This window comes from Streptomyces platensis, assembly GCF_008704855.1.
GTDB lineage: Bacteria > Actinomycetota > Actinomycetes > Streptomycetales > Streptomycetaceae > Streptomyces > Streptomyces platensis.
In genome coordinates, this window is sequence record NZ_CP023691.1 from 3,660,031 (window position 1) to 3,683,611 (window position 23,581).

At 69.2% G+C, this 23,581-nt stretch carries 19 protein-coding genes; 10 read left to right on the top strand and 9 right to left on the bottom strand.

Translation table 11 applies throughout. The features are described from left to right. Positions 1–70 precede the first annotated feature (70 nt). The 3 genes from CP981_RS15930 (at position 71) to CP981_RS15940 (ending at position 3,659) form a co-directional block, all read left to right on the top strand. The gene (locus CP981_RS15930) at positions 71–568 is read left to right on the top strand and encodes a MarR family winged helix-turn-helix transcriptional regulator (RefSeq protein ID WP_085926438.1); all 498 of its coding nucleotides are present in this window, start codon (positions 71–73) and stop codon (positions 566–568) included. A gap of 183 nt (positions 569–751) precedes the next feature. After that, a complete protein-coding gene (locus tag CP981_RS15935; protein WP_085926439.1) occupies positions 752–1,546 on the top strand; it encodes an SDR family NAD(P)-dependent oxidoreductase in 795 nt (264 codons plus the stop codon). Positions 1,547–1,634: 88 nt separating this feature from the next. Next, entirely contained in the window at positions 1,635–3,659 is a 2,025-nt protein-coding gene (locus tag CP981_RS15940; protein ID WP_085926440.1) for a beta-galactosidase, read from the top strand. A gap of 69 nt (positions 3,660–3,728) precedes the next feature. On the opposite strand, the gene CP981_RS15945 is transcribed toward CP981_RS15940, so the two are convergent. The 4 genes from CP981_RS15945 to galT all read right to left on the bottom strand — a co-directional run bounded on the left by CP981_RS15945 (position 3,729) and on the right by galT (position 8,007). Continuing rightward, the gene (locus CP981_RS15945) at positions 3,729–4,499 is read right to left on the bottom strand and encodes a response regulator transcription factor (RefSeq protein WP_085926441.1); all 771 of its coding nucleotides are present in this window, start codon (positions 4,497–4,499) and stop codon (positions 3,729–3,731) included. Positions 4,500–4,769: 270 nt separating this feature from the next. Then, on the bottom strand, positions 4,770–5,966 hold the full coding sequence (gene galK / locus CP981_RS15950) for a galactokinase (RefSeq protein WP_085926442.1): 1,197 nt from the start codon (positions 5,964–5,966) through the stop codon (positions 4,770–4,772). Beyond that, entirely contained in the window at positions 5,966–6,940 is a 975-nt protein-coding gene (gene galE / locus CP981_RS15955; RefSeq protein WP_085926443.1) for a UDP-glucose 4-epimerase GalE, read from the bottom strand. Before galE ends, galK begins: the two co-directional genes overlap by 1 nt. Continuing rightward, positions 6,937–8,007 carry a galactose-1-phosphate uridylyltransferase gene (galT, locus tag CP981_RS15960; protein ID WP_085926444.1) on the bottom strand — a complete coding sequence of 357 codons (1,071 nt, stop codon included), beginning with the start codon at positions 8,005–8,007 and terminating at the stop codon, positions 6,937–6,939. The genes galE and galT overlap by 4 nt, the downstream gene beginning before the upstream one ends. Positions 8,008–8,240: 233 nt before the next feature. On the opposite strand from galT, the gene CP981_RS15965 reads away from it, so the two are divergent. Then, positions 8,241–9,911, top strand: a complete 1,671-nt coding sequence (locus CP981_RS15965) for a sodium:solute symporter family protein (protein WP_085926445.1) — start codon at positions 8,241–8,243, stop codon at positions 9,909–9,911. 30 nt (positions 9,912–9,941) lie between these two features. Further along, positions 9,942–10,259 carry a hypothetical protein gene (locus tag CP981_RS15970; protein WP_085926446.1) on the top strand — a complete coding sequence of 106 codons (318 nt, stop codon included), beginning with the start codon at positions 9,942–9,944 and terminating at the stop codon, positions 10,257–10,259. Between the two features lie 8 nt (positions 10,260–10,267). Here CP981_RS15970 and CP981_RS15975 read toward each other — a convergent pair whose 3' ends face one another. Then, the gene (locus CP981_RS15975) at positions 10,268–10,987 is read right to left on the bottom strand and encodes a response regulator transcription factor (RefSeq protein ID WP_085926447.1); all 720 of its coding nucleotides are present in this window, start codon (positions 10,985–10,987) and stop codon (positions 10,268–10,270) included. A gap of 553 nt (positions 10,988–11,540) precedes the next feature. Between CP981_RS15975 and CP981_RS15980 the strand changes: the two genes are divergently transcribed. The 4 genes from CP981_RS15980 to CP981_RS37725 all read left to right on the top strand — a co-directional run bounded on the left by CP981_RS15980 (position 11,541) and on the right by CP981_RS37725 (position 17,814). Further along, positions 11,541–11,957, top strand: coding sequence for an SseB family protein (locus CP981_RS15980; protein WP_085926448.1), 417 nt, complete (start codon positions 11,541–11,543; stop codon positions 11,955–11,957). Next, entirely contained in the window at positions 11,958–12,581 is a 624-nt protein-coding gene (locus CP981_RS15985; protein WP_085926449.1) for a hypothetical protein, read from the top strand. It abuts the gene before it with no gap. Beyond that, positions 12,578–17,386 (top strand): putative T7SS-secreted protein, encoded by a 4,809-nt coding sequence (locus tag CP981_RS39160; protein ID WP_085926450.1) that lies wholly within the window; start codon positions 12,578–12,580, stop codon positions 17,384–17,386. The genes CP981_RS15985 and CP981_RS39160 overlap by 4 nt, the downstream gene beginning before the upstream one ends. A gap of 263 nt (positions 17,387–17,649) precedes the next feature. Further along, positions 17,650–17,814, top strand: a complete 165-nt coding sequence (locus tag CP981_RS37725; RefSeq protein WP_158092669.1) for a hypothetical protein — start codon at positions 17,650–17,652, stop codon at positions 17,812–17,814. 294 nt (positions 17,815–18,108) lie between these two features. Here CP981_RS37725 and CP981_RS15995 read toward each other — a convergent pair whose 3' ends face one another. Further along, positions 18,109–19,911 carry an ABC-F family ATP-binding cassette domain-containing protein gene (locus CP981_RS15995; RefSeq protein WP_085926451.1) on the bottom strand — a complete coding sequence of 601 codons (1,803 nt, stop codon included), beginning with the start codon at positions 19,909–19,911 and terminating at the stop codon, positions 18,109–18,111. 188 nt (positions 19,912–20,099) lie between these two features. On the opposite strand from CP981_RS15995, the gene CP981_RS16000 reads away from it, so the two are divergent. Continuing rightward, on the top strand, positions 20,100–20,465 hold the full coding sequence (locus CP981_RS16000) for a hypothetical protein (protein WP_085926452.1): 366 nt from the start codon (positions 20,100–20,102) through the stop codon (positions 20,463–20,465). Here CP981_RS16000 and CP981_RS16005 read toward each other — a convergent pair. Genes CP981_RS16005 through CP981_RS16015 form a run of 3 tightly spaced genes read right to left on the bottom strand, consistent with a single transcriptional unit; the run spans position 20,462 to position 23,332 of the window. After that, positions 20,462–21,901: a hypothetical protein gene (locus CP981_RS16005; RefSeq protein ID WP_085926453.1), complete on the bottom strand. Its 1,440-nt coding sequence runs from the start codon at positions 21,899–21,901 to the stop codon at positions 20,462–20,464. The two genes, CP981_RS16000 and CP981_RS16005, sit on opposite strands and share 4 nt — an antisense overlap. Further along, positions 21,888–23,003 (bottom strand): WXG100 family type VII secretion target, encoded by a 1,116-nt coding sequence (locus tag CP981_RS16010; protein ID WP_085926454.1) that lies wholly within the window; start codon positions 23,001–23,003, stop codon positions 21,888–21,890. The genes CP981_RS16005 and CP981_RS16010 overlap by 14 nt, the downstream gene beginning before the upstream one ends. After that, on the bottom strand, positions 23,003–23,332 hold the full coding sequence (locus tag CP981_RS16015) for a hypothetical protein (protein ID WP_085926455.1): 330 nt from the start codon (positions 23,330–23,332) through the stop codon (positions 23,003–23,005). The genes CP981_RS16010 and CP981_RS16015 overlap by 1 nt, the downstream gene beginning before the upstream one ends. Between the last annotated feature and the right edge of the window lie 249 nt (positions 23,333–23,581).

Here is a 23,581-nt window from a genome sequence, read left to right on the forward strand (position 1 = left end):
CCCATAGTCCAGCGAAATATATCTCGACGTCAAGAGACTTCATGTCGACAGACCCTCTACACTGATCGTCATGGAGGACGAGGTCGACCGACTGGTCGCAGCATGGCGCCGCGAGCGCCCGGACCTCGACGTGGAGCCGCTTGAGGTCCTCAGCCGCGTCTCCCGGCTGGCCAGGCACCTTGACCGGGCCCGCCGTATCGCCTTTTCCGAGGTGGGCCTGGAGCCCTGGGAGTTCGATGTGCTCACCGCGCTGCGGCGCGCCGGGGCGCCGTATCAGCTCTCCCCCGGGGCGCTGCTGACGCAGACACTGGTCACCTCGGGGACGATGACCAACCGCATCGACCGGCTGGCCAAGAAGAACCTCGTCGAGCGGCTGCCCGACCCCAGTGACCGGCGCGGCGTGCTGGTCAGGCTGACCGCGGAGGGCCGGGACAAGGCGGACCGGTCGCTGGCCGGACTGCTGATCCAGGAGCGCGCGATTCTCGCCGAGCTCTCCCGGCAGCAGCGCGGCGAACTGGCCGGACTGCTGCGGAAGTTGACCGGCCCGTTCGACAACACCCCCGGCTAGCGGCTCAGGGGCCCGGCTGCCCCGGGCGCGTCCGGCGGGGCTTTCCCGCACCGGCGTACGACCGGTTGGCGCACCGCATTTGGCGGCGCGGAAGAAGGTGGCGCGCGCCCCCTGAATCCGTGTGCGCCCCTCTCCTTCTCCGTGCCCTTGCCCGCCGCTCGCCCCGTGGGCTTGGATCGCGCCATGAGCCAGCAGCGCGCATCGCACCCGCCGAACGGCCCGTACGGCAGGCGGTTCGAGGGCCGTACGGTCCTGGTGACCGGGGCCGCCGCCGGGATCGGGGCGGCCACCGCCGACCGGCTGGCGGCCGAGGGCGCCGGGGTGCTGCTGCTGGACATCGACGACGCGCGCGGCGAACGCACCGCGCGGCGCATCCGGGCGGCCGGCGGCCATGCCTCGTACGAGCACTGCGAGGTGGCGGCCGAGGACGACTGGCGGCGGGCCGTCGAGGCGGCGCGGCGGCGCTACGGCCCGGTGGACGGGCTGGTCAGCAACGCCTTCCTGGCGCAGGTGGCGGCCGCCGACCACACCTCGCTCGCGGACTGGGACCGGCAGCTGGCGGTCAACCTCACCGGTTCGTTCCTCGGCGTACGGGCCGCCCTGCCGGATCTGCGGGCGCGCGGCGGCGCGGTGGTGCTGACCTCGTCCGTGCACGCCCTGGTGGGGCTGCCGGGGCGGCCCGCCTACGCCGCGGCGAAAGCCGGGCTGACCGGTCTGGGCCGTCAACTGGCCGTCGAATACGGGCCGGAGGTGCGGGTCAACAGCGTGCTGCCGGGTCCCGTGCTGACCGCGGCCTGGGACGGGATCGGCGAGGAGGAGCGGCAGGCCAGCGCCGCGGAGACGGCGGCGCGACGGCTGGGGCGGCCCGAGGAGGTCGCCGCGGTCATCGCCTTTCTGCTCTCCCCCGAGGCGTCCTTCGTCACCGGGGCGAGCCTCGTCGTCGACGGCGGCTGGAGCGTGTACAAGAACTCCTCGTGAGGCGTGCGCCGTGGCTGCTGGCGGCGGGGCGGCGGCGCCCCGTCCGGGCTTCGATCCGTAGGGAATCCATCGATCCGTAGGGGAATCCATGGGCATCCATTTCGGCGGCGACTACAACCCCGAGCAGTGGCCCGAGGAGGTGTGGGCCGAGGATCTGAAGCTGATGAAGGCGGCCCATGTCACCATGGTCACCGCCGGGATCTTCTCCTGGGCCAAGGTCGAACCCCGGCCCGGGGCCTGGGACTTCGGCTGGTTCGACCGCGTCATGGACGGGCTGGCGGGCGCCGGGATCGCCGTCTGTCTGGCGACCATGACCGCCTCACCACCGCCGTGGCTCTCCCGCGCGCACCCGGAGATCCTGCCCGAGGACGCCGACGGCCGGCGCCGCTGGCCCGGCGGCCGGCAGCACTACTGCCCCTCCAGCCCCGTCTACCGCACCCACGCCGTACGCCTCGTCGAACAGCTCGCCGACCGCTACGGCGGCCACCCCGCGCTCGCCATGTGGCACATCGGCAACGAGTACGGCTGCCACACCCGCCACTGCTACTGCGACGTGTCGGCGGCGGACTTCCGGCGCTGGCTGCGTGAGCGGTACGGGACCGTCGGCGCGCTGAACGCCGCCTGGTCGACGGCCTTCTGGTCGCAGGCGTACGGCGACTTCGACGAGGTGCTGCCGCCCCGCACCGCGCCCACCTTCCCCAACCCCGCCCAGCAGCTGGACTATCTGCGCTTCGGCGACGAGGCGCTGCGCACCTGCTATCTGGCCGAAAAGCAGGTGCTCGAACGGGTCACCCCAGCAATTCCGGCCACCACCAATCTGATGCCGCAGCACAAACCGGTCGACGCCTTCGCCTGGTCGCCCCATATGGACACGATGGCGCTGGACTTCTACCAGGATCCCTATGTGCCCGACGACCACGTCCGGGCCGGCTATGTCTTCGATCTGATGCGCTCGGCGCGCTCCGGACAGCCCTGGATGCTGCTGGAACAGGCACCCAGCGCGGTCAACTGGCGCCCCCGCAACGGCCCCAAGCCGCCCGGCGCGATGCGGCTGTGGAGCTGGCAGGCCGTCGCCCAGGGTGCGGACGCGGTGCTGTTCTTCCAGTGGCGGCAGTCGCTGGGCGGCGCGGAGAAGTTCCACTCGGCGATGCTGCCGCACGGCGGGACCGACACCCGCATCTTCCGCGAAGTGACGGAACTGGGGCGCGAGTTGGCGTCGCTGCCGGGAATCGAGGGGACCCGGTCGCGGGCCGAGGTGGCGCTGCTGGCGGACTGGCACAGCTGGTGGGCGCTGGAGCTGGACTCCAAGCCGTCGACCGCGCTGGACCACTCCCGTATCGCGCTGGACCACTACCGTCCGCTGTTCGAGGCGGGCGTGGCCTGCGATGTGCTCCCGCCGCAACGCGACCTGTCCGCCTATCGGCTGGTCGTGGCGCCCAACCTGTATCTGCTCACCGCACCGGATGCCGAGCGGCTGGCCGCCTATGTACGCGACGGCGGGCAGCTGCTGGTGTCGTTCTTCTCCGGCATCGTCGACGAGCACGACCGGGTGCACCCCGGCGGCTACCCGGCGCCGCTGCGGGCGCTGCTGGGGCTGCGGGTGGCGGAGTTCTGGCCGCTGGACGAGGGCCGGTCGGTGGGCGTTGGCGGCGGGACCTACACGGGGCGGGCGGACCTGTGGTCGGAGGCCCTCGACCTCGAAGGAGCCGAAGCGCTCGCCCACTTCACGGACGGGGAGCCGGCCGGCCGGCCCGCGGTCACCCGGCACTCCTACGGGCGCGGCACGGTCTGGTACGTCGGCACCCGGCTCGAACCGGCGCTGATGCGGGCCCTGCTGGACGATGTCCGCGCGGCGGCCGGGGTGGGCCCCGTACTGCCGGGTCTGCCGCCGGGCGTCCAGGCCACCGTCCGCGAGGGCACCGGCGGACGCTATCTCTTCCTGCTCCACCACGGGGCGGAGGCCGTCGAGGTGGGGCTGCCGTCGCCGATGCGGGATGCGCTCGCGGGAGCGGACGGGGCGGCCGGGGACGGGGCCGCAATTGGAGCCGGGGCCGATGCCGTCGACCGGATCACGCTGGGCCCCCGGGGCGTGGCCGTGCTGACGGAGCCTTAGGACGACGGGCGAGGGCCGGAGCCAGGGCGGTGAGCGTCCCTCACCGCCGCCGCGCCCCGCCCCACCCCGTCACGGCACCGGCACCGACGCCGCCGCGGCCGCCGTCTCCAGCTCGACCGGGCCGACCCCGGCCCGGCGGGCCAGGGCCACCGCCGCGAGGGTGGAGTGCACGCCGAGCTTGCCGAGCACGTTCTGCATATGGGTACGGACCGTGTGCGGGGAGAGGAACAGCCGCTCGGCGACCGCCTTGCGGCCCAGGCCCGCCACCATGCAGCGCAGCACCTCACGCTCGCGCGGAGTCAGCGACTCCACCAGCCGCTCGCTCTCGGAGCGGTGCTTGCGGGCGGCCGTCAACTCCCGCAGGACACCGGTCAGCAGCGCGGGCGGCAGATGCGTCTCGTCCCGGAGGACGCCGCGGATCACGGCCAGCAGCCGGGAGAGCGAGCAGTCCTTGGCGACCCAGCCGGAGGCACCGGCCTGTAGGGCGGCGGCCGCGCGGCGCGGGTCGTCGCGGTCGGCGAGGACGACGGTGCGCAGATACGGATGGCTGGTGCGCAGGCCGGAGACCAGCGCGATGCCGTCCCGCGGCACGGCACGCGGCACCGCGTCGCGGACCGCTCCCTGGGCGGGCACCGCGAGCAGCGGCGCGGCGAGGTCGGCGTCGGCAAGCAGCACGTCGAAGCGGCGGCCGTCGGTAGCCGCGCGGTCCAGATTGCGCAGGGCAGCGGGGGCGCTGCCCGCGGCCGCGACGTCCACGTCCTGTTCCGCGGCGAGCGCGGCCGCCAGGGATTCGGCGAAGATGCGGTGGTCGTCGACCACCAGAACCCGGATGCGTTGCACAGAGACCCCCTGTCTCGGTGAACGGACCATAGCGGGCACGACGCCCGGATTGAAGATCGCCTCAGCCGCACGACCGCCGCCGTGCCGACATGACTACCCCACCCCGGGCGCCGTACCCGAACGGTCTCGCCCCCTGATCGGCACCGGCCCCCACCGGTGCAGGTTCCCAGCGTACGGACGGGGTGCGGCGAGGGAAGGTGATTGACGAAACTGCTCCGCCCACCGGGCCATTCGGTGCCTGTCCGGCGGCTTCACGCCGTCCGGCGCGCCCTACGCGACGCGGTGCGCCCCCGCGCCGGCGACGGCCTCGAAGATCCGCGGGGCGGCATGACCGGCCGCCGCGAACGCCTCGGTGACCGCCGCGCCGACGGCCGGGGCGGCCGCCTCCTCGACGAGCACGATGGCCGAGCCGCCGAAGCCGCCGCCGGTCATCCGGGCCCCGAGGGCGCCCGCCGCCAGCGCGGAGTCGACGGCGAGATCGAGCTCGCGGCAGGAGATCTTGAAGTCGTCGCGGAGCGAGGCATGACCGGCCGTCAGCAGCGGGCCGATGGCGCGGGTGCGGCCCGCGTCGAGGCAGCCGATGACCTCTTCGACGCGGTGGTTCTCGGTGACGATGTGCCGGACGAGGGCCTGGACGTCGGGCTCGCCGGCCAGCCCGGCCAGCGCCTCGGGCAGATGCTCGTAGGGCACCTCGCGCAGGGCACGCACCCCGAGCGCCCGCGCGCCACGCTCGCAGCCGGCGCGCCGCTCCGCGTATGCGCCGTCCCCCAGCTCATGCTTCACCCGGGTGTCGACCACGAGAAGCCGCAGCCCCTCCCCCGCCAGGTCGAACGGGACCTGGCGCCGGGTGAGGTCGCGGGTGTCCAGGAACAGGACGTGGCCCTCGGTGCAGCAGGCCGCGGCGGTCTGGTCCATGATTCCGCAGGGCACGCCGACGAAGGCGTTCTCGGCGCGCTGGGCGAGCTGTGCCAGCCGCTGCGGCTCCTGGCCGAGCGCGTAGAGGTCGTTGAGGGCGAGCGCGGTGACGACCTCCAGGGCGGCGGAGGAGGAGAGTCCGGCGCCGGTCGGCACCGTGCTCTCGAAGTGCAGATCCGCGCCGCCGACGGGCAGACCGGCCTCCCGCATCGCCCAGACGACGCCCGCCGGGTAGGCGGCCCAGCCTCCCTGGGGAGCGGGCCGGAGCTCGTCGAGGCGCAGTTCGACGATGCCGCCGTCGGCGCCGCCGGAGTGCAGCCGCAGCACCCCGTCGGTGCGGGCCGAGGCGGCGGCGAGGGTGGTGTGCGGGAGGGCCAGCGGCATCACGAAACCGTCGTTGTAATCGGTGTGTTCACCGATCAGGTTGACCCGGCCGGGCGCCGCCCAGGTGCCCGTGGGGGCGGCGCCGTACACCGCGGCGAACTGCGCGGCGGTGTGCTGAGCGCGGTGCGGGCGCTCGGTGGCCGGGACGGCGGCTCCGTGTGCGGTCATCAGGACTCCTTGGTCCGGTCGAGGTGCTGCGCGAACTCCCAGGCGTCGGCGACGATACCGGCGAGGTCGGCGCGGGCGGGCCGCCAGCCGAGGCGGTCGGTGGCGGTCTGCGCGGAGGCCACCAGCACGGCGGGGTCGCCGCCGCGGCGCGGGGCGACCACCTCCGGGACGGGGTGCCCGGTCACCTTGCGGACGGTCTCGATGACCTCGCGGACGGAGAAGCCGTTGCCGTTGCCGAGGTTGCAGATCAGGTGCTCACCGGCGGTCGCCGCGTCGAGCGCGAGGAGGTGGGCCTCGGCGAGGTCGGCGACGTGGATGTAGTCGCGGACGCAGGTGCCGTCGGGGGTGGGGTAGTCCTCGCCGAAGACGGAGATCGCCGCGCGCTTGCCCTGGGCGACCTGGAGGACCAGCGGGATCAGGTGCGACTCGGGGTCGTGGCGCTCACCGCAGCTGCCGTAGGCGCCGGCGACATTGAAGTAGCGCAGCGAGACGGCGGCCAGACCGTGGGCGGCGGCCTCCCCGCTGATCATGTGGTCGACGGCGAGCTTGCTGGCACCGTACGGGCTGGTGGGCGCGGTCTCGGCCGACTCGGTGATCGGGGTGGACCTCGGCTCGCCGTAGGTGGCGGCGGTGGAGGAGAAGACCAGGGTGCGGACGCCGGCGTCGCGCATCGCGGCGAGCAGGTCCATGGTGCCGCCGACGTTGTTGCGCCAGTACTTCTCGGGGTTCACGACGGACTCGCCCACCTGCGAGAAGGCGGCGAAGTGCAGCACCGCGTCGTAGGAGGGGTCGAGCCACTTCGCCGCGTCCTGGATGCGGCCCTCGATGAAATGGGCACCGGCGGGGATGCCCTCGCGGTGGCCGGTGGACAGATCGTCCAGCACGGTCACCTCGTGGCCGGCCTGGAGCAGATGTGCCGCGACGACGCTGCCGACGTATCCCGCACCACCGGTGACCAGGTACTTCTTGCTCACTCGCTCGCTACCTCTCGCAGTCGGTCGGCCGCGGCCTCCGGCGGCACGTCGTTGATGAACACGTTCATGCCGGATTCGGAACCCGCGAGAAACTTCAGCTTGCCGGAAGTACGGCGGATGGTGAAAAGCTCGAGGTGCAGCGCGAAATCTGCACGGTGCCCGGCGCGCAGCGGCGCCTGGTGCCAGGCGGCGATGTACGGCGTGCGGGCGGCGGCCGCCGGCTCCCCGCTCCCGCCGCCGGCCCCCTCGAAGATCCGGTCGAAGCGCCGCAAGACTTCCAGATAGAGCTGGGGGAATTCTGTGCGCGCGGCGTCGTCGAGGGCGAGCAGGTCGGGGACCCGGCGCTTGGGGTAGAGGTGCACCTCGTAGGGCCAGTGGGCGGCGTACGGGACGAAGGCCACCCAGTGCTCGCCCTCCAGGACGATCCGGCGGCCGTCGGCCAGCTCGTCGGCGACCGTGTCGTCGAAGAGGTTGCGGCCGGTGGCCTCGCGGTGCGCGGCCACCGAGGTGAGCATGCGCGCGGTGCGCGGGGTGACGAAGGGGTACGCGTAGATCTGGCCGTGCGGGTGGCCGAGGGTGACGCCGATCTCCGCGCCGCGGTTCTCGAAGCAGAAGACCTGTTCCACGCCCGGGAGTTGAGAGAGCTCCGCGGTGCGGTCGGTCCAGGCCTCCAGGACCAGGGCGGCCTGCTCCTCGGTGAGGTCGGCGAAGGAGGCGTCGTGGTCAGGGGTGAAGCAGACGACCTCGCAGCGGCCGCTGTCGCCGGCGAGGGACGGGAAGCGGTTCTCGAAGACGGCGACGTCGTAGTCGGGGGCGGGGATCTCGGAGTGCCGGCCGTCCCGGGAGGGGCACAGCGGGCACTCGTCGGCCGGCGGGTGGTAGGTGCGGGCCTGGCGGTGCGAGGCGATGGCGACGGAGTCGCCGAGGAGCCGGTCGTGGCGGATCTCGGCGGCGGTGGCGACGGGGGCGAGGGGGCGGGGGTCGCGCTCGCCGCGGACCGCGTCGTCGCGCAGGTCGTAGTAGATGAGCTCCCGGCCGTCCGCCAGCCGGGTCGTCGTCTTCTTCACGGAGCTCCTCACACGCCGACCAAACACAAACAAACACAATGAAGCACAACTAAACAGCGTCGTCAATGTCAGGCGCAGCACCGGATGCGGCACCGATCCCCCGGGGATATTCGCGACATATCGACAAGCTCAATCACGAATCAACAACTCAACCAAACAAAAGTATTCAGTTTCTGAAGGCCCGGGCGTAGCTTTCTGTGCATTCCGATCGCGCAGAGAAGCGAGTTCCCACCATGATCACCTTGGCCGAGGGGCTACGGCTCCCTACCAACGGGCTCGATTACACGATCCTGGCCCTCTACTTCGTCGTCGTCCTCGGCATCGGATTCGCGGCGAAACGCAGCGTGAAGACGAGCCTGGACTTCTTCCTCTCCGGGCGGTCACTGCCCGCCTGGGTCACCGGTCTCGCGTTCGTCGCCGCCAACCTCGGCGCCACCGAGATCCTCGGGATGGCCGCCAACGGCGCGCAGTACGGGGCCTACACCGTCCACTGGTACTGGATCGGCGCCATCCCGGCGATGGTCTTCCTCGGCCTGGTGATGATGCCGTTCTACTACGGCTCCAAGGTCCGCTCGGTGCCGGAGTTCCTGCTGCACCGCTTCGGCCCCTCCTCGCACCTGCTCAGCTCGGTCATCTTCGCCGTCTCCTCCGTACTGATCGCGGGCGTGAACCTCTACGCCATGGCGATCGTGCTCCAGGCGCTGCTCGGCTGGCCGCAGTGGGTCGCGATCGTGGTCGCCGGCTTCTTCGTCCTCGCGTACATCACCATCGGCGGCCTGTCCTCGGCGATCTACAACGAGGTACTCCAGTTCTTCGTCATCCTGGCCGCGCTGATCCCGCTGACCATCGTCGGCCTCAAGCGCGTCGGCGGCTGGGACGGCCTGACCGACTCACTCTCCTCTTCACACGGGGACGCCTTCCTCACCGCCTGGAAGGGCACCGGCATCGGCGAGGCCAACCCGCTCGGCGCGAACTGGCTGACCATCGTGCTCGGCCTCGGCTTCGTGATGAGCTTTGGCTACTGGACCACCAACTTCGCCGAGGTGCAGCGCGCGCTGTCCGCGAAGAACCTCTCCGCCGCCAAGCGCACCCCGCTGATCGCCGCCTTCCCCAAGATCTTCATCCCGCTGGTGGTCGTCATCCCCGGCCTGATCGCGCTGGTCATGGAGCCGACGCTGGGCAAGTCCAAGGACGGGCTCCAGTACAACGACGCGATCCCGGTGCTGATGCGCGACCTGCTCCCCAACGGCGTCCTGGGCATCGCCGTCACCGGCCTGCTCGCCGCCTTCATGGCCGGCATGGCCGCCAACGTCTCGTCGTTCAACACCGTCTTCACCAACGACATATGGGCGGCGTACCTGAAGAAGGGCCGCGATGACGCGCACTACCTGAAGACGGGCCGGGTGGTCACCGCGGTCGGCGTGCTGATCGGCATGGGCACGGCCTTCATCGCCTCGTCCTTCAGCAACATCATGAACTACCTCCAGACGCTGTTCTCCTTCTTCAACGTGCCGCTGTTCGTCGTCTTCATCATCGGCATGTTCTGGAAGCGCACCAGCGCCGCGGCCGGCTTCTGGGGCCTGCTCTCCGGCACCGCGGCCGCGATGGTCAACTACTTCTGGCTCTACAAGCAGGGCATCATCGCGCTCCCCTCCGACCAGGGCGCCAACTTCGTCTCCTCCATCGTCGCCTTCGTCGTCGGCGCGCTCGTGATGTTCGTGGTCACCCTGTTCACCGAGCCCAAGTCCGCCGAGTCGCTGGCCGGCCTGGTCTACGGCACGAGGTCCCCCGGCATGGCCGAGCTGCCGGCCGAGGGCGACGACGCCTGGTACCGCAGGCCCGCCCTGCTGGGCTGGGGCGCCGTCGTCCTCGCCGCCCTCTGCTACCTCCCGTTCTCCCTCTGACCTGCCTGAACCAGCGGAGTTGACACACCCATGAGTGACCACCAGCACGAGGTCGAGGAACTGGCACGCGAATCGGCGACCGCCGCGCGGCTCTTCGACGTACGGCGCATCATCGGCGGCCTGTTCACCGTCTACGGCGTCATCGTCACCATCGCCGGCCTGATGGCGACCGACGCGGACCTGAAGAAGGCCCAAAACATCAACATCAACCTCTGGACGGGGCTGGGCGTGCTCGCCCTCGGCCTGTTCTTCCTGGTCTGGCAGCAGCTGCGGCCGGCGGTTCCGCCGGCGGCGGGGGAGATGGCGGATGAGGGGCATGCGGCGGACGGCGGGGCGGCGAAGGGCTGATCGCGTCGTTACCCGGGCGGCGGCACCGGTGCGTCCGGTCCCGCCGCCGTGGCGCGCGCGGCCTGCCCGCCGGCCCGGTCCAGCAGGCCCGTACGCGCCGCCAGCGCGGCGGCCTCCAGCCGGGAGCCCACCTCCAGCTTCATCAACACCCGCTGGACATGCGTCCGCGCCGTACTGGGCGCGATATCCATCCCCGCCGCGATCAGCCGGGTGTCCTCCCCGTCCGCCACCCGCATCAGCACCTCGACCTCACGCGGGGTGAGCAGCTCCAGCAGCCGCGCCCCCTCGTCGTCCGGCTGCGCCGCGGGGTGCAGCAACTCCTCGAAGGCCTGCTGCAACAACTGCGGCGAGACCGCCGACTCCCCCGCCCGCGCCTTCATCATGGCGCGCTCGACACCCTCGATCCGCTCGTCATTACGGACATAGCCCGAAGCCCCGGCGGCGAAAGCGGCAGCGATCCCCCGCGGACTGGGCACCGGCCCCAACACCACCACCGCGACCTGCGGCCGCTCCTTCTTGATCCGTACGACCGGGTCGAAGGCCCCCGGCCGGGCCGGCGCAGCGGTACCCAGCAGGCACACCTCGGGCGCCCGGCTCACCACCAGCTCCGCGGCCCCCGCACTCGGCGCGGCCGCCGCCAGCACCCGGTGCCCGCGCAGTTTCAGCGCCGAGGCGAGCGCCTCCGCCAGCAGACGATGATCGTCGACCACCATGAGCCGCACGCCCATCGAGCAACCTCCCCCGCTCCGGCGGGCCCCGGCGCAGCCCCCGGCCGGGCCACTCGTCCCCGGGAAGCTACACGCTCCGCCCCGATACCGCGCCCCCTACCGGGAAGAAGCCCCCCGGAATGCTGGAATCCCGGCCATTCGGGGCCGGTTGGGGTGCTTTCGGTTGGGTGCGGCGACGGGTTTGGGGGTGTGACGTCGCCGTATGCACGGGAAGTGCGCATACAGGGCACTGCTGTTGGGCGGCGCGCGGGCACCCACCGGAGACTTCGTACGCCACCCGGACGCCTCTCTCCGACCTAACGAGACAGCACGGCCAAAGAGTTGAGCGACGGCACGCACCACTGCGCCGTTCCGACGGCGAGCAAAGACGACCAGGCGCCGGACACTTCCTCCGCCGCACCGACCCGAACTTCGCACCTCGCCAGCATCGTTGAATTCAAAAGGAACGATCGGTCGGTTTTCACTGCGAGTGTCACCTACGGCGTTGTCAGTGCCGTATGCGAAGGTTAGTTCGACAGTTGAACGGAGCATCGGGGGAGGGGTCGGGCCCGCTATGTCATTGGCCAACGAGATCGCGGCAGTTCATGCAGGACGACCAGATCCAGCCGCCTTGGTGGGGGAATTCCGCCGCACACACGTCTTGATCCCAACGATCAACGACACGCTCATGTCCACGGAGTTGGACGGCATCCGCTGGCTGTACGTGTTCACCGACGAAGAGGCCCTGTCCCGCTTCGCCCTCTCCCGCGGCAGCGAGCCCGGAACGGAGTGGCGGTATGTGACCGCGTCCGGCGCACGAGTCCTTGACGTGCTGATTCCTGCCTGCGAGGGCCCGACGGGCGTGGCTCTGGACGTGGGCGGCGAGCAGGGTGCGCTCTTCCCACCAGTGGCCGGAATCGTTCCGGACAGCGCAGCGGTGGACATATCAACGGGCGGCAGTCCGGACGTAGCACACAAGGGGGAAGAATAGATGGGCCTGCTCGATGGAAAGGGTTACCAGCTCGAGCCCGAGGCTTTTGAACGGCTCACCAAGGGCATCAAGGCCGCAACGGCCGAACTCAAAGAGCTGGGCTTTGATATGGAGGCCCAACAGGGGCGCGGATTCGACCGCTTGTCCCTGGACAACATGGAATGCGGCGACGACGGCCTGGCCGCTGTGCTCGACTCCTTCTGTGACCGCTGGGGCTGGGGCGTGCGCACGTTGATGCAGGACGCCAACGAATTCTCCAAGAAGCTCGGAATTACCGCCGGTATGTATTACGAGCAGGAGCAGTACGTCTCGGACGCGCTGAAGCAGACGGTGAACGCGTCTATGGGCGACCCGTCCAAGACCGCGGAGAAGTTGCACGACACCTCGTGGGGCAACATCTTCGCCGACAACCCCATCTCCCAGGTCGCGAACGCGGACTTCGATCCGACATCGAAGGCGTCGAGGGAGGCCCAGCGAGAGGTGGCAGAGGGCGCCCAGCAGTTCGGCCACGACGTGACCTCCGCTCCCGACCGGCTCATGCACGGCGGCGAGGACCCCTCCGAAGTCGAGACGAAGATTTACGAGCCGAAGGGTGGGCAGGGCCAGGGGGGTAGCAGCAAGTGACCTGGGTCGGGGATGCCGTCAACGCCGTAGGTGAAGGCGCGAGCAAGATAACGGGGGCAATCGAGCGCGGTGCCGGTGAGGTGATCGAGCACGGCGCCGACCTGACCGGTGACGCCCTGGAGGCTGCCGGTCTCGACGACGCCGGGCACGCTGTACGCTCAGCCGGCGCCGACGTGGCCGGTGCCCTGGGCGCCCACGTCGACGAACGTCAGCTGGGCGAGACGAAAGACCCCAAGGAACTCATCCACGGCGACGTGGAGAAGATCAACGAGACGGCATCCCACCTCAAGGACTTCTCGTCGGCCTTCGACCGCGTCGCCGACGGGATGCGCAAGATCGGCTCGGGCCAGCACTGGAGCGGCAAGGCTGCGGACGCGTTCCGCGAGGCGTTCGATATGCATCCCAAGCAGTGGATGTACGCCGCCGACGCCTGCGACGACGCCTCAAAGGCGCTGAAGTCCTATGCGGAGACGGTGTCCTGGGCCCAGGGCAAGGCCCTCGACGCGATCGACAAGTACGACAAGGCGCTGGAGACCACCCGACGGTCCATCGAGGCCTACAAGACCAAGGTCGACAAGTTCAACGCGCAGGTCGACTCGTACAACGCTGCCGTCAACCGGGGCCAGGACCCGGGCGCCCAGCCGCAGAAGCCGGTCGCGTTCAAAGACCCCGGCGCCGAGGGCCGCGAGGCGGCCCAGGACATGCTCAAGAGCGCCCGCACCCAGCGCAACGAGGCTGCGGGACGGGCCCGTATCGCCATCAAGCGTGCGCTGGCCCATGCTCCTGACAAGCCCGCGCTGACGCAGCTGGCGGGCGCGGCGCTCAACGACGGCGGAGAAGCACTCGTCCTGTCGCAAGTGCATATGGCCGGCGGTGCCCTCAAGGCCGCAGCCGGGACGCTCAAGCTGGCCCGGTCGGTCAACCCACTGGACCCCTACAACATCACCCACCCCTGGCAGTACCTCTCGAACGCCTCCACCACTCTCATGGGCCTTGCCCAGGCCCCGCTCCACCCCATCGACACCGCGAAGGGCATGCTCGGCTCCGGCTGGGGCAGCGACCCGTTCGACGCCGGCACTGCGATGGTCGTCAACGCGATCGGTGGCAAGGGCGCGGGCGGACTGGCCAAGGGCGCGGCGAAGGCCGGCATGAAGAACGTGGCCAAGGGCGCAGCGCGAACGGCAGCCAGGGAGGGCGGCAAGCGCACCGTCATGGACCGGCTGCGCACCGCCTGGTGCAAGACCTTCGGCAGCGACCCCATCGACATGGCCACCGGCCGCATGATCCTGCCGCAGACGGACATCACCCTCCCCGGCAGCCTCCCCCTGTCCTTCACCCGCACCTTTGAGTCGTCCTACCGCCAAGGCCGATGGTTCGGCCCGACTTGGATGTCCACCGTCGACCAGCGCCTGGAGATCGATGCCGAGGGCGTCATCCTCATCGGCGAAGAGGGCAACTTCCTCCTCTACCCCCACCCCGCCGTAGGCGTCCCCACCATGCCCGCCGAAGGCGACGGCGCCCCGCTCGAACTCACCCCGGACGGCGATTACCTCCTCACCGACCCGGCAACCGGCACCCGTCGCTACTTCACCACCTACACCGAAAACCTCGCCGTCCTCGACGAGATATCCGACCGGCGCGGCAACCACCACACCTTCGACTACACCGAAGACGGCACCCCCACCGCCATCACCCACAGCGCCGGCTACCGCCTCCTGCTCACCACCGACGAGGGCCGCATCACCGCCCTCCACCTGGCGGGCGCGGCCCCCGACGGCTCTGACCAACTCCTGGTCACCTACGGCTACGACGAGCGGGGCAACCTCACCAGCACCACCAACTCCTCCGGTCTCCCCCTCCGCTTCGCCTACGACGACCACGGCCGCATCACGTCCTGGACCGACACCAACGACAGCAGCTACACCTACGTCTACGACGACCAGGACCGCTGCGTTTCACAGGGCGGCATCGCAGGGCACCTGCGCGGCGCCTTCTCCTGGGGCGCCCCCGACCCCGTCACCGGCCTGCGCACCAACCTGCACCACAATTCCCTCGGCCAGCTCACGACCTACCAGGTCAACGACCGCCACCAAATCGTCGCAACCACTGACCCCACGGGCGCCACCACTCGCACAGTCCGGGACGCCAAGCACCGCGTCCTGTCGACCACCGACCCGCTGGGTCGCACCACCCACATCGGCTACGACGATGAGGGCCGCCCGGTGACCGTCACCCTCCCCGACGGCTCCACCTCCACCAGCACCTACAACGACGACGGCCTACCCCTCAGCACCACCGGTCCGGACGGCACCACCTGGACCCACACGTACAACCCGGCCGGCAACCGCACCTCCACGACAGACCCCACCGGCGCCACCACCACCTACACCCACGACGCCCGCGGCCACGTCTCCTCGGTCACCGACGCCCTCGGCAACACCACCCACCTCTACTGCGACAAAGCCGGCCTGCCGATCTCGGTCACCGACCCCCTCGGCGCGGTGACCCACTACCGCCGCGACGCCTTCGGCCGCACCACCTCCGTCACCGACCCTCTCGGCGAGACGACGCACATGGTGTGGACCGTCGAAGGCAAACTGGCGGCCCGCATCGACGCCACCGGCGCCACCGAGGAATGGACCTACGACGGCGAAGGCAACCGCCTCACCCACACCGATGCCATCGGCCAGACCACCCGCTTCGAGTACACCCACTTCGACCTGCTCACGGCCCGCACCGACCCCGACGGCGTCCGCCACGAGTTCGCCCACGACACCGAACTCCGCCTCACCCAGGTCACCAACCCCCAAGGCCTGACCTGGAACTACGCCTACGACGGCGCCGGCCGCCTGCTATCCGAGACCGACTTCGACGAACGCGTCCTCGCCTACACCCACGACGCCGCGGGCCAACTCGCCACCCGCACCAACACTCTCGGCGAGATCACCACCTACAGCCGCGACACCCTCGGCCGCATCACCGAGAAAAACGCCGCGGGCCTGATCACCACCTACGAGCACGACACCGGCGGAAGCCTCCGGCAGGCGGCCAACCCCGACGCCACCGTCACCTACACCCGCGACATCCTCGGCCGCGTCACCGCAGAAACCGTCAACGGCCGCACCATGACGTTCACCTACGACGCCCTGGGCCGCCGCACCTCCCGCACGACCCCTACCGGCCACGCCACGACCTACACCTACGACGCGGCGGGCAACCGCACCGCCATGGACATCGCCGGCCACGTCCTCACCTTCGAACACGACGCCGCCGGCCAGGAACGCACCCGCACCATCGGCGACCATCTCCAGCTCGCCCACACCTGGGATCCCACCGGCCGTCTCACCAGCCAGTCACTCACCACAGCGGCGACCGGCACGCTTCAGTCCCCCACCAGCACGGACCGCCCCCAGAACCCTGCCGCCGCCGAGGCGCAACGAGTCCTCCACCGCGGCTACACCTACCGCCCCGACGGCCACCTCACGGCCATCGAGGACTCACACACCGGCCGTCGCACCTTCGACCTCGACCGCGCCGGCCGCGTCACCGCCGTCCACGCCGCCGACTGGACCGAGACCTACGCCTACGACGAAGCCGGCAACCAAACGCACGCCAATTGGCCCGACCGCCACACCAGCCCTTCAGCCCGAGGCGACCGGACCTACACCGGCACCCGCATCACCAAAGCCGGCCGCATCCGCTACGAACACGACGCCCTCGGCCGCGTCACCCTCCGCCAGAAAACGCGTGTCTCCCGCAAGCCCGACACCTGGCACTACACCTGGAACGCGGAAGACCGTCTGACCTCCGTCGTCACACCTGACGGCACCGCCTGGCGATACCTCTATGACCCGTTCGGCCGCCGCATCGCCAAACAACGCCTCACCTCCGAAATTCGAGGAGCCTCAGAGAAAATTGAATTCACCTGGGATGGCCCAGCCCTAACCGAACAAACCTCATACACACTCGGCTCCCACGAAGCTGTCACCCTTACTTGGGAATATGAGGGATTTGCGCCCCTCACTCAAGCGGAGCGAAAAATCGAGGTTATTCATCCGTCAGACACCCCTCACCCGACTGTCGACCAACGATTCTTCTACCTAGCCACTGATCTCGTCGGGGCCCCGTTTGGGATGTACGACGAGAAAGGATATACCTCCTGGCACTCTCGGGCCACCCTATGGGGCACGACCACCTGGAACAGCAGCGCTACCGCCTATACACCACTGCGTTATTTCGGTCAGTACTTTGACCCCGAGACAGAGCTTAATTACAACTATCATCGATACTACGATGGACCAACAGGACGCTACCTCTCCCCGGACCCCTTGGGGCTAACCCCGTCACCAAATCCAAACTCATACACTCGAAATCCCCTGACACAGGCGGACCCCCTGGGGCTATTCTCGTGCGACGCATCGATACCGCCAGAAGGAAAGGGAGGGGGAGGCAATCAGTTCGTTAGCACTCTCAGCGATGTCACCGGAAGTACCGCGAGAAGCCGAAATAGAGCAATCGAAGCAATACTCAAGGAAGACTTCCAGCATTTACAATTCACCCATAAACCTCAGTACAGCCCATGGGCTGGTCACGGAATATCAAAAATCGAACAGGGGATCCACATAGGTCCGAGCTCATTCGTTTCTCGACACCAGTTGCGGGATACGATGGTCCACGAAGAACTTCACCATCGATGGTGGCGGAGGGGTAACTTTGATAGGCATCACCCGAGGGATGGGTCGGGCACCTCGCGCCAATTCTATGAAACCGTGCACCGCTATATGAGAATGAGGGGCTGGGAATGATCTTCCAATCCGGGACACTGAAGTCGATCTGCGAGAAATGCGGCTCGGCGCTGACTTGCACGGCAACTGAAGCGCTTATTTACAACCGGCACAGATGGGACCTAGAATGCACATGCAGTTCGTGTGGTGATGCTCAGCACACAGGCGGACCCGCACCCCTCCCCCCATACATTCGCGAGGCGATTCTTGCATCAAATGCACCCTCTCGCATTTCACTCTCCGGCGATGGGTCGGGAGCGGCGCTACTAAAAGCAATCCGACGCTTGGATGGCGGTTCCATCGGCGAGACCAAAGCGGCAGCCGAAAAGTTTCGGGAAAACGGGAGGGAGGGAACCGAGGTAGAGATTGCCATGCTCAAAGAAGCCCTGGATGCGGCAGGGGTGGAATCCATCGTTTCGCACCCTGAAGATAATCAAGTCATAGATTGACGCATCGACAAGACTGAAGTCCAACAGGCCCCTGATGGCAGACTAGAAAATCGTGGGTCATGCCCGATTTTTGTGGCCTCCAGCGATCCCGTGCCCATCGACTTCCAGAAAATTGAGGTGTAATCGCGATGAGGGAAGGGGCAACCCCAAGCATCACGCGGCTCGGTATTGCCGTTCGCCCCGCGAGCCACGGGTGTTCGACAACCCTGTCGGCACCAGGTTGATTGCCTGCCCGGGTACCGGACGCCGACCACAGCGAAGCAGGCACCACGGAGGCGTGCGGTGCGCCCTCTCCTACGCCTCCTCCGCCAACTCCAGCCACCGCATCTCCAGCTCATCCTTCTCCGCGCTCAGCTCCCGGAGCTGGGCATCGAGGCCCGCGACCTTCTCGAAGTCCGTCGCGTTGTCGGCGATCTGGGCGTGGAGCTTGGTCTCCTTGTCGCCGATCTTGTCCAACTGGCGCTCGATCTTCTGGAGTTCCTTCTGGGCGGCGCGGTTGACCGCGGCCGCCTTCTTGGGGGCCGCTGCGGTCTGCTGCGCGGGGGCCGGGGTGGCGGCGTCGATGACCTGTTGGCGGCGTTCGAGGTACTCGTCCAGGCCGCGCGGGAGCATCCGGAGCGTGGCGTCGCCGAGGAGGGCGTGGACGCGGTCGGTGGTGCGCTCGATGAAGTAGCGGTCGTGGCTGATGACGATGAGGGAGCCCGGCCAGCTGTCAAGGACGTCCTCCAGCTGGGTCAGGGTCTCGATGTCGAGGTCGTTGGTGGGCTCGTCGAGGAAGAGGACGTTGGGCTCGTCCATCAGGAGGCGCAGGATCTGGAGGCGGCGGCGTTCACCACCGGAGAGGTCGCCGACCGGGGTCCACTGCTTCTCCTTGGTGAAGCCGAACTTCTCGCAGAGCTGGCCTGCGGTCATCTCCCGGCCCTTGCCCAGGTCGACGCGCTCGCGCACCTGCTGGACGGCCTCCAGCACCCGCAGCGTCGGGGGGAGTTCGCCGACCTCCTGGGAGAGATAGGCCAGCTTGACGGTCTTGCCGACGGTGATCCGGCCGGCCACCGGCTGCGTGTCGCCCTGCGTACGGGCCGCCTCGGCCAGCGCCCGCAGCAGCGAGGTCTTGCCGGCGCCGTTGACGCCCACCAGGCCGATCCGGTCACCGGGGCCCAGCTGCCAGGTCAGGTGCTTGAGGAGGACCTTCGGGCCGGCCTGGACGCTGACGTCCTCCAGCTCGAAGACGGTCTTGCCGAGGCGGGAGCTGGCGAACTTCATCAGCTCGGCGTTGTCGCGGGGCGGCGGCACGTCGGCGATCAGCTCGTTGGCGGCCTCGATGCGGAACCGCGGCTTGCTCGTACGGGCCGGGGCGCCGCGCCGCAGCCACGCCAGCTCCTTGCGCATCAGGTTCTGCCGCTTGGCCTCTTCGGTGGCGGCGATCCGCTCCCGCTCGGCGCGCGCGAAGACGTAGTCGCTGTAGCCGCCCTCGTACTCATGGACGTCGCCGCGCTGGACGTCCCACATGCGCGTACAGACCTGGTCGAGGAACCAGCGGTCGTGGGTGACGACCACGAGGGCGGAGCGGCGGGCCCGGAGGTGGCGGGCCAGCCAGGAGATGCCCTCGACGTCGAGGTGGTTGGTGGGCTCGTCGAGGACGATCAGGTCCTGCTCGGCGATCAGCAGCTTGGCGAGCGCGATGCGGCGGCGCTCACCGCCGGAGAGCGGGCCGATGACCGTGTCCAGGCCCTGGGTGAAGCCCGGCAGGTGCAGATCGCCGAAGAGGCCGGTGAGCACGTCGCGGATCTTGGCGTTGCCGGCCCACTCGTGGTCGGCGAGATCGCCGATGACCTCGTGCCGGATGGTGGCGGCCGGGTCGAGGGAGTCGTGCTGGGTGAGGACGCCGAGACGCAGGCCGCCGTTGTGGGTGACCCGGCCGTTGTCCGCGTCCTCCAGCTTGGCGAGGATCCGGATCAGGGTGGTCTTACCGTCCCCGTTGCGCCCGACGACGCCGATCCGGTCCCCCTCGTTGACGCCGAGCGAGACACCGTCGAGCAGGGCACGGGTCCCGTACACCTTGCCGACGGCTTCCAGATTGACGAGGTTGACGGCCATCTCACTCCTGCACTTCAGACCTGCGCTTCCGACCTGCGCTTCAGATCGATCGACCTTCCCAGCCTAGTCGGCGTGGAGAGGAGAGCCGCTGGGAGATAAATACCTGTGGATAAGTGCGGGGAAATGAGTACCGGGAGATGAGTAGCCGTACTGATGGCAGGGGCTGGTGCCGGACCTAGCGTGGCCGCATGATCAACGACCAGGCGCAGAGCGTCCCTCCCGTGCGCGACGAGGCACCGTCGGTGACGGGTTCCGACGTGGGCCGGATCGTCGCCGGCCTGCTGGTGCTGGTGTTCGCCGGGGTGACCGGGCTGTTCGCCCCGCTGATGGTGATGGCGAGCGACAGTTGTTCCGAGGGGGACGCCCGCATGATCTGCTCCGCGGGCACCCAGCAGATCGTCGGCGGCCTGCCGGTCGGCGCCGCCTTCGTGGCCGCTCTCCTGGCGGTGGTGGGCATGAGCAGCAGGCATGCCGGGGCGGTGGGCTGTCTCCTGGCCGCCCCGGGGTTGCTGGTCCTGTCCTGGGTGGTGTCGCTCGCCCTCGCGGGCAGCTAGGACGCTTCTTCCGGGGCTCCGGCGTTCGACAGGTACGAGGCCTTCATCGCGGTGTAGGCGAGAGCCAGCCCGGTGACGGCTCCGGCCAGGCCGGCCCCCCAGCGCCAGACTCCCGTGATGTCGAAGGTCAGCAGCGCGACGCAGCCGATGAGCACCGTCGCGAGCACCATGGCGGACGGTGGCAGGTACAGCGGCCACGCGGAGTGCGGATCCCAGAGCCGCAGGGGACGTGGGTCGCGAGTGCCCGCCGCGGCCTTGCCGACGGAGACGCCCTCGGCCGCCATCATCCGTGCGTCGTCGGTCTTCAGCTTCCCGTGCATCACCCAGCCGTCGTCGGACACCAGCGCCGCCGCGGTGCCGCCCGCGGCGGACCCTCCGCCCTCGGTGTCGGCCGGGGCCTCCCAGCACAGCCACAGCTGCTGCCCCTTGAGGGATGCGGGGACCTGCTCCTCCGTGACCGGGATCAGGAAGTGCGCGGTGCGGGACGACGCGGTGACGATTTTCAGGCACTGCTCCTTCTGGGAGTCCCGCTGCCAGTGGCCGGCACCCAGGAGTTTTCCGCGTACGGCCATACCGGCGCCGCCCAGCCGGGAGAAGGAACGGAATCCATGGCGCAGGGAGAGACCGATGACAGAGAGGACGACTCCGGCGGCCCAGGTGATGCCGACGAGCCAGACACGGCCGGTCGTCATCGTGGAGCCCGCGGCTACCTCACCGAGGCTGTGCTCGTCCCCCGCGATGGCGCCCAGGGCGGGACGGGTGGGGGCGTAGAGCACCGAGACCTTGCCGCCCGCGTGCGGACGGTCGGGCGTCACCGGGTGGACGGTGGCCGTCACCGGCGCCCCGCCCGTCTCCGGGGCGAGCCGGACGACCGCGGTCGAGGTGTAGTAGTCGTGGCCCTTGCTCGGATCGTGGAGCCGGACGCCGCTCACCTTCTCGATCGGCACGTTCGCGAACTCGGCCCCGGCGTCGACGATCCGCTGCATACGCTCAGAACGCTGTGGCACCCCCATCACCAGGGCGAAAAGCGTCACCAGCACGGTGCAGACCCCGAAGTACCAGGTGAGGGAACGCACTTGCATGGCGCGGCGTGAAGGCAGCACCGAAGGCGGTCCGTCCGGCTCCGTGGCTCCCGGCCCGCCCATTTCCGTGGCCGGCGAGAACTCGGCGACCGCGACCTCGGCGTACGGCCGCCGTCCCCCTGCCGCGCGCTGGAAAAGGGCGATGCCGCCGACACAGACCAGCGCGCCTCCCAGCGCGGCAAGGATCGCCGTCCGGCGCAGCCCCGCATCCGAGCAGAAGAGCCACAGCGGCAGCACCGGCACGGCGGCTGCCAGTCCCAGTGCGCCGAACCACGTCCCGGCCCGCCGGGGCGCCGCGCCCACCCGGTGAAGGGCGGGCGCGGCACCGGTCGCGGCCGGGTCAGCCGAAGACATGCCGCACCTCGTCGGTCGCCGACTCATCGTGGCTCTTGGCGCCCTGCTTGGCACCCGACTGAACGTCCTTGTTGTGCTTGTCCACGTCTTCCCAACCATCCTTGCCATCGTTCGCCGCGACACCGCCGGCGATGGGGACGGTGGTGCCCCATGCGGTGTCCCTGCCGATGTCGTGGCTCTCGGGGGTTTCTGTGCCCCTGAGGTCGTTCGCGATATCGCGCATGCCCTTGTCGAAGCCGCGCAGGGTGCCCCCGGCACCGCCCGCCGCGCCGCCCGAGATGGCGGTGATCGCGGTCTGCCGCATGTCGAGGTCCTCGCCCTTGCGCCAGGAGTCCAGGGCGTCGCCGGCGACACCACCGGCCGCGCCACTGGCGGCACCGGCGACGAAATCGCCGGCACCCAGCCGGCCGGCGAGGGCGCCCGCGCCGGTGCCGACGGTCGCGCCCCCGATCCCGCCCATGAGGTTGGTCCTCCACTCAGGGCCCTTGCCGCTGATGAGGCTGGTGGCCACGCCGCCGGCGGTGCCGGTGGTGGTGTTCAGCGCGAAGGACGACACCATTTTGGCGACGGTGGCCGTGAAGGTGTTGATGCTCTTGAACGCCTTGTACGCATTGGCGACCGCCCGAAGCATCCGGCCCAGCATGCCGGCCGCGTCCAAGGCCTTCTTGGCCAGCATCGCTATACGGGCCGTACCGACCGCGGCGGAGACGCCGAGGGTCAGGAAGGACATTCCGATCGAGACACCGACAGAGATCCCGATCTCTAGGTAGATGTCCTCGATTTCGTTATTGACCTCTTCAATGGCTTTCGCCGCCTTGTCGAGTCCCGCGGCGGCTTCATCGAAGTGCTCGGTCACATGGTCCGCGGCCTTTTTGCACTCATTCCAGTGCTTATGAAAAGCCTCGGCGGCCGGGCCCCGCCAGGCATGGCCGACCGTGGCGTTGACCTGCTTGTCCAGGGCGCCGAAGATATGGTCGACCTCGGATTTCAGGTGACGCCACTGCTTGGCGGCCTCCCTCAGCTCGTCCGGCCGGCCACCCGGGTGGACGATCTCGATTCCGAGTTCGACTATCTCCTCGGCGACGGACTCGTCACCACTCATCACTTACCCCCGTGCTGACCGAAGAGCGCGCCGACGCCCTGGTCGTTTGTGTCCGTGTTCGTAGTGACCTGCCGCAAACCTGCACCGATGGCATCGAGGTGTGCATAGATGGACTTCATGGCACCGGCCACGTCTCTGGAGTACTCGATGTACGCCGAGGTGACCTCCTCGGACTCGGTCAGGACGCCGAAGCCGTCGCTGATGGCCTCTTCCCCGGTTTCCGCGACGAACTTCTTGAGAGTCGACTCCAGGTCGTAGGACCGCTCTTCAAAGCTCTTCGCCAGTTTCACCAGTTCGGAATGATCGACGTATGACTCACTGTCAGCCACGTGTAGCTCTTCCCCGTTGACGCCACGATTTGCGTCACATGCTGCCCGCATGCGCCAGCCAAAGCAAAGCCTCTGCCCAGCGACCCTGAGAACGCAACGGCAACACCATGCCGCGATACCGCATATCGCCTCGTTTTGACGATAATCAAATACCGCATGCCTTCACGGCCAAATCAGCCCATAGCGCCAGCGGATAGTAAGGGCGGATAGTGAGGGCGGCCTGCGGCGGAAAGCCCGGCTCACTTCTGG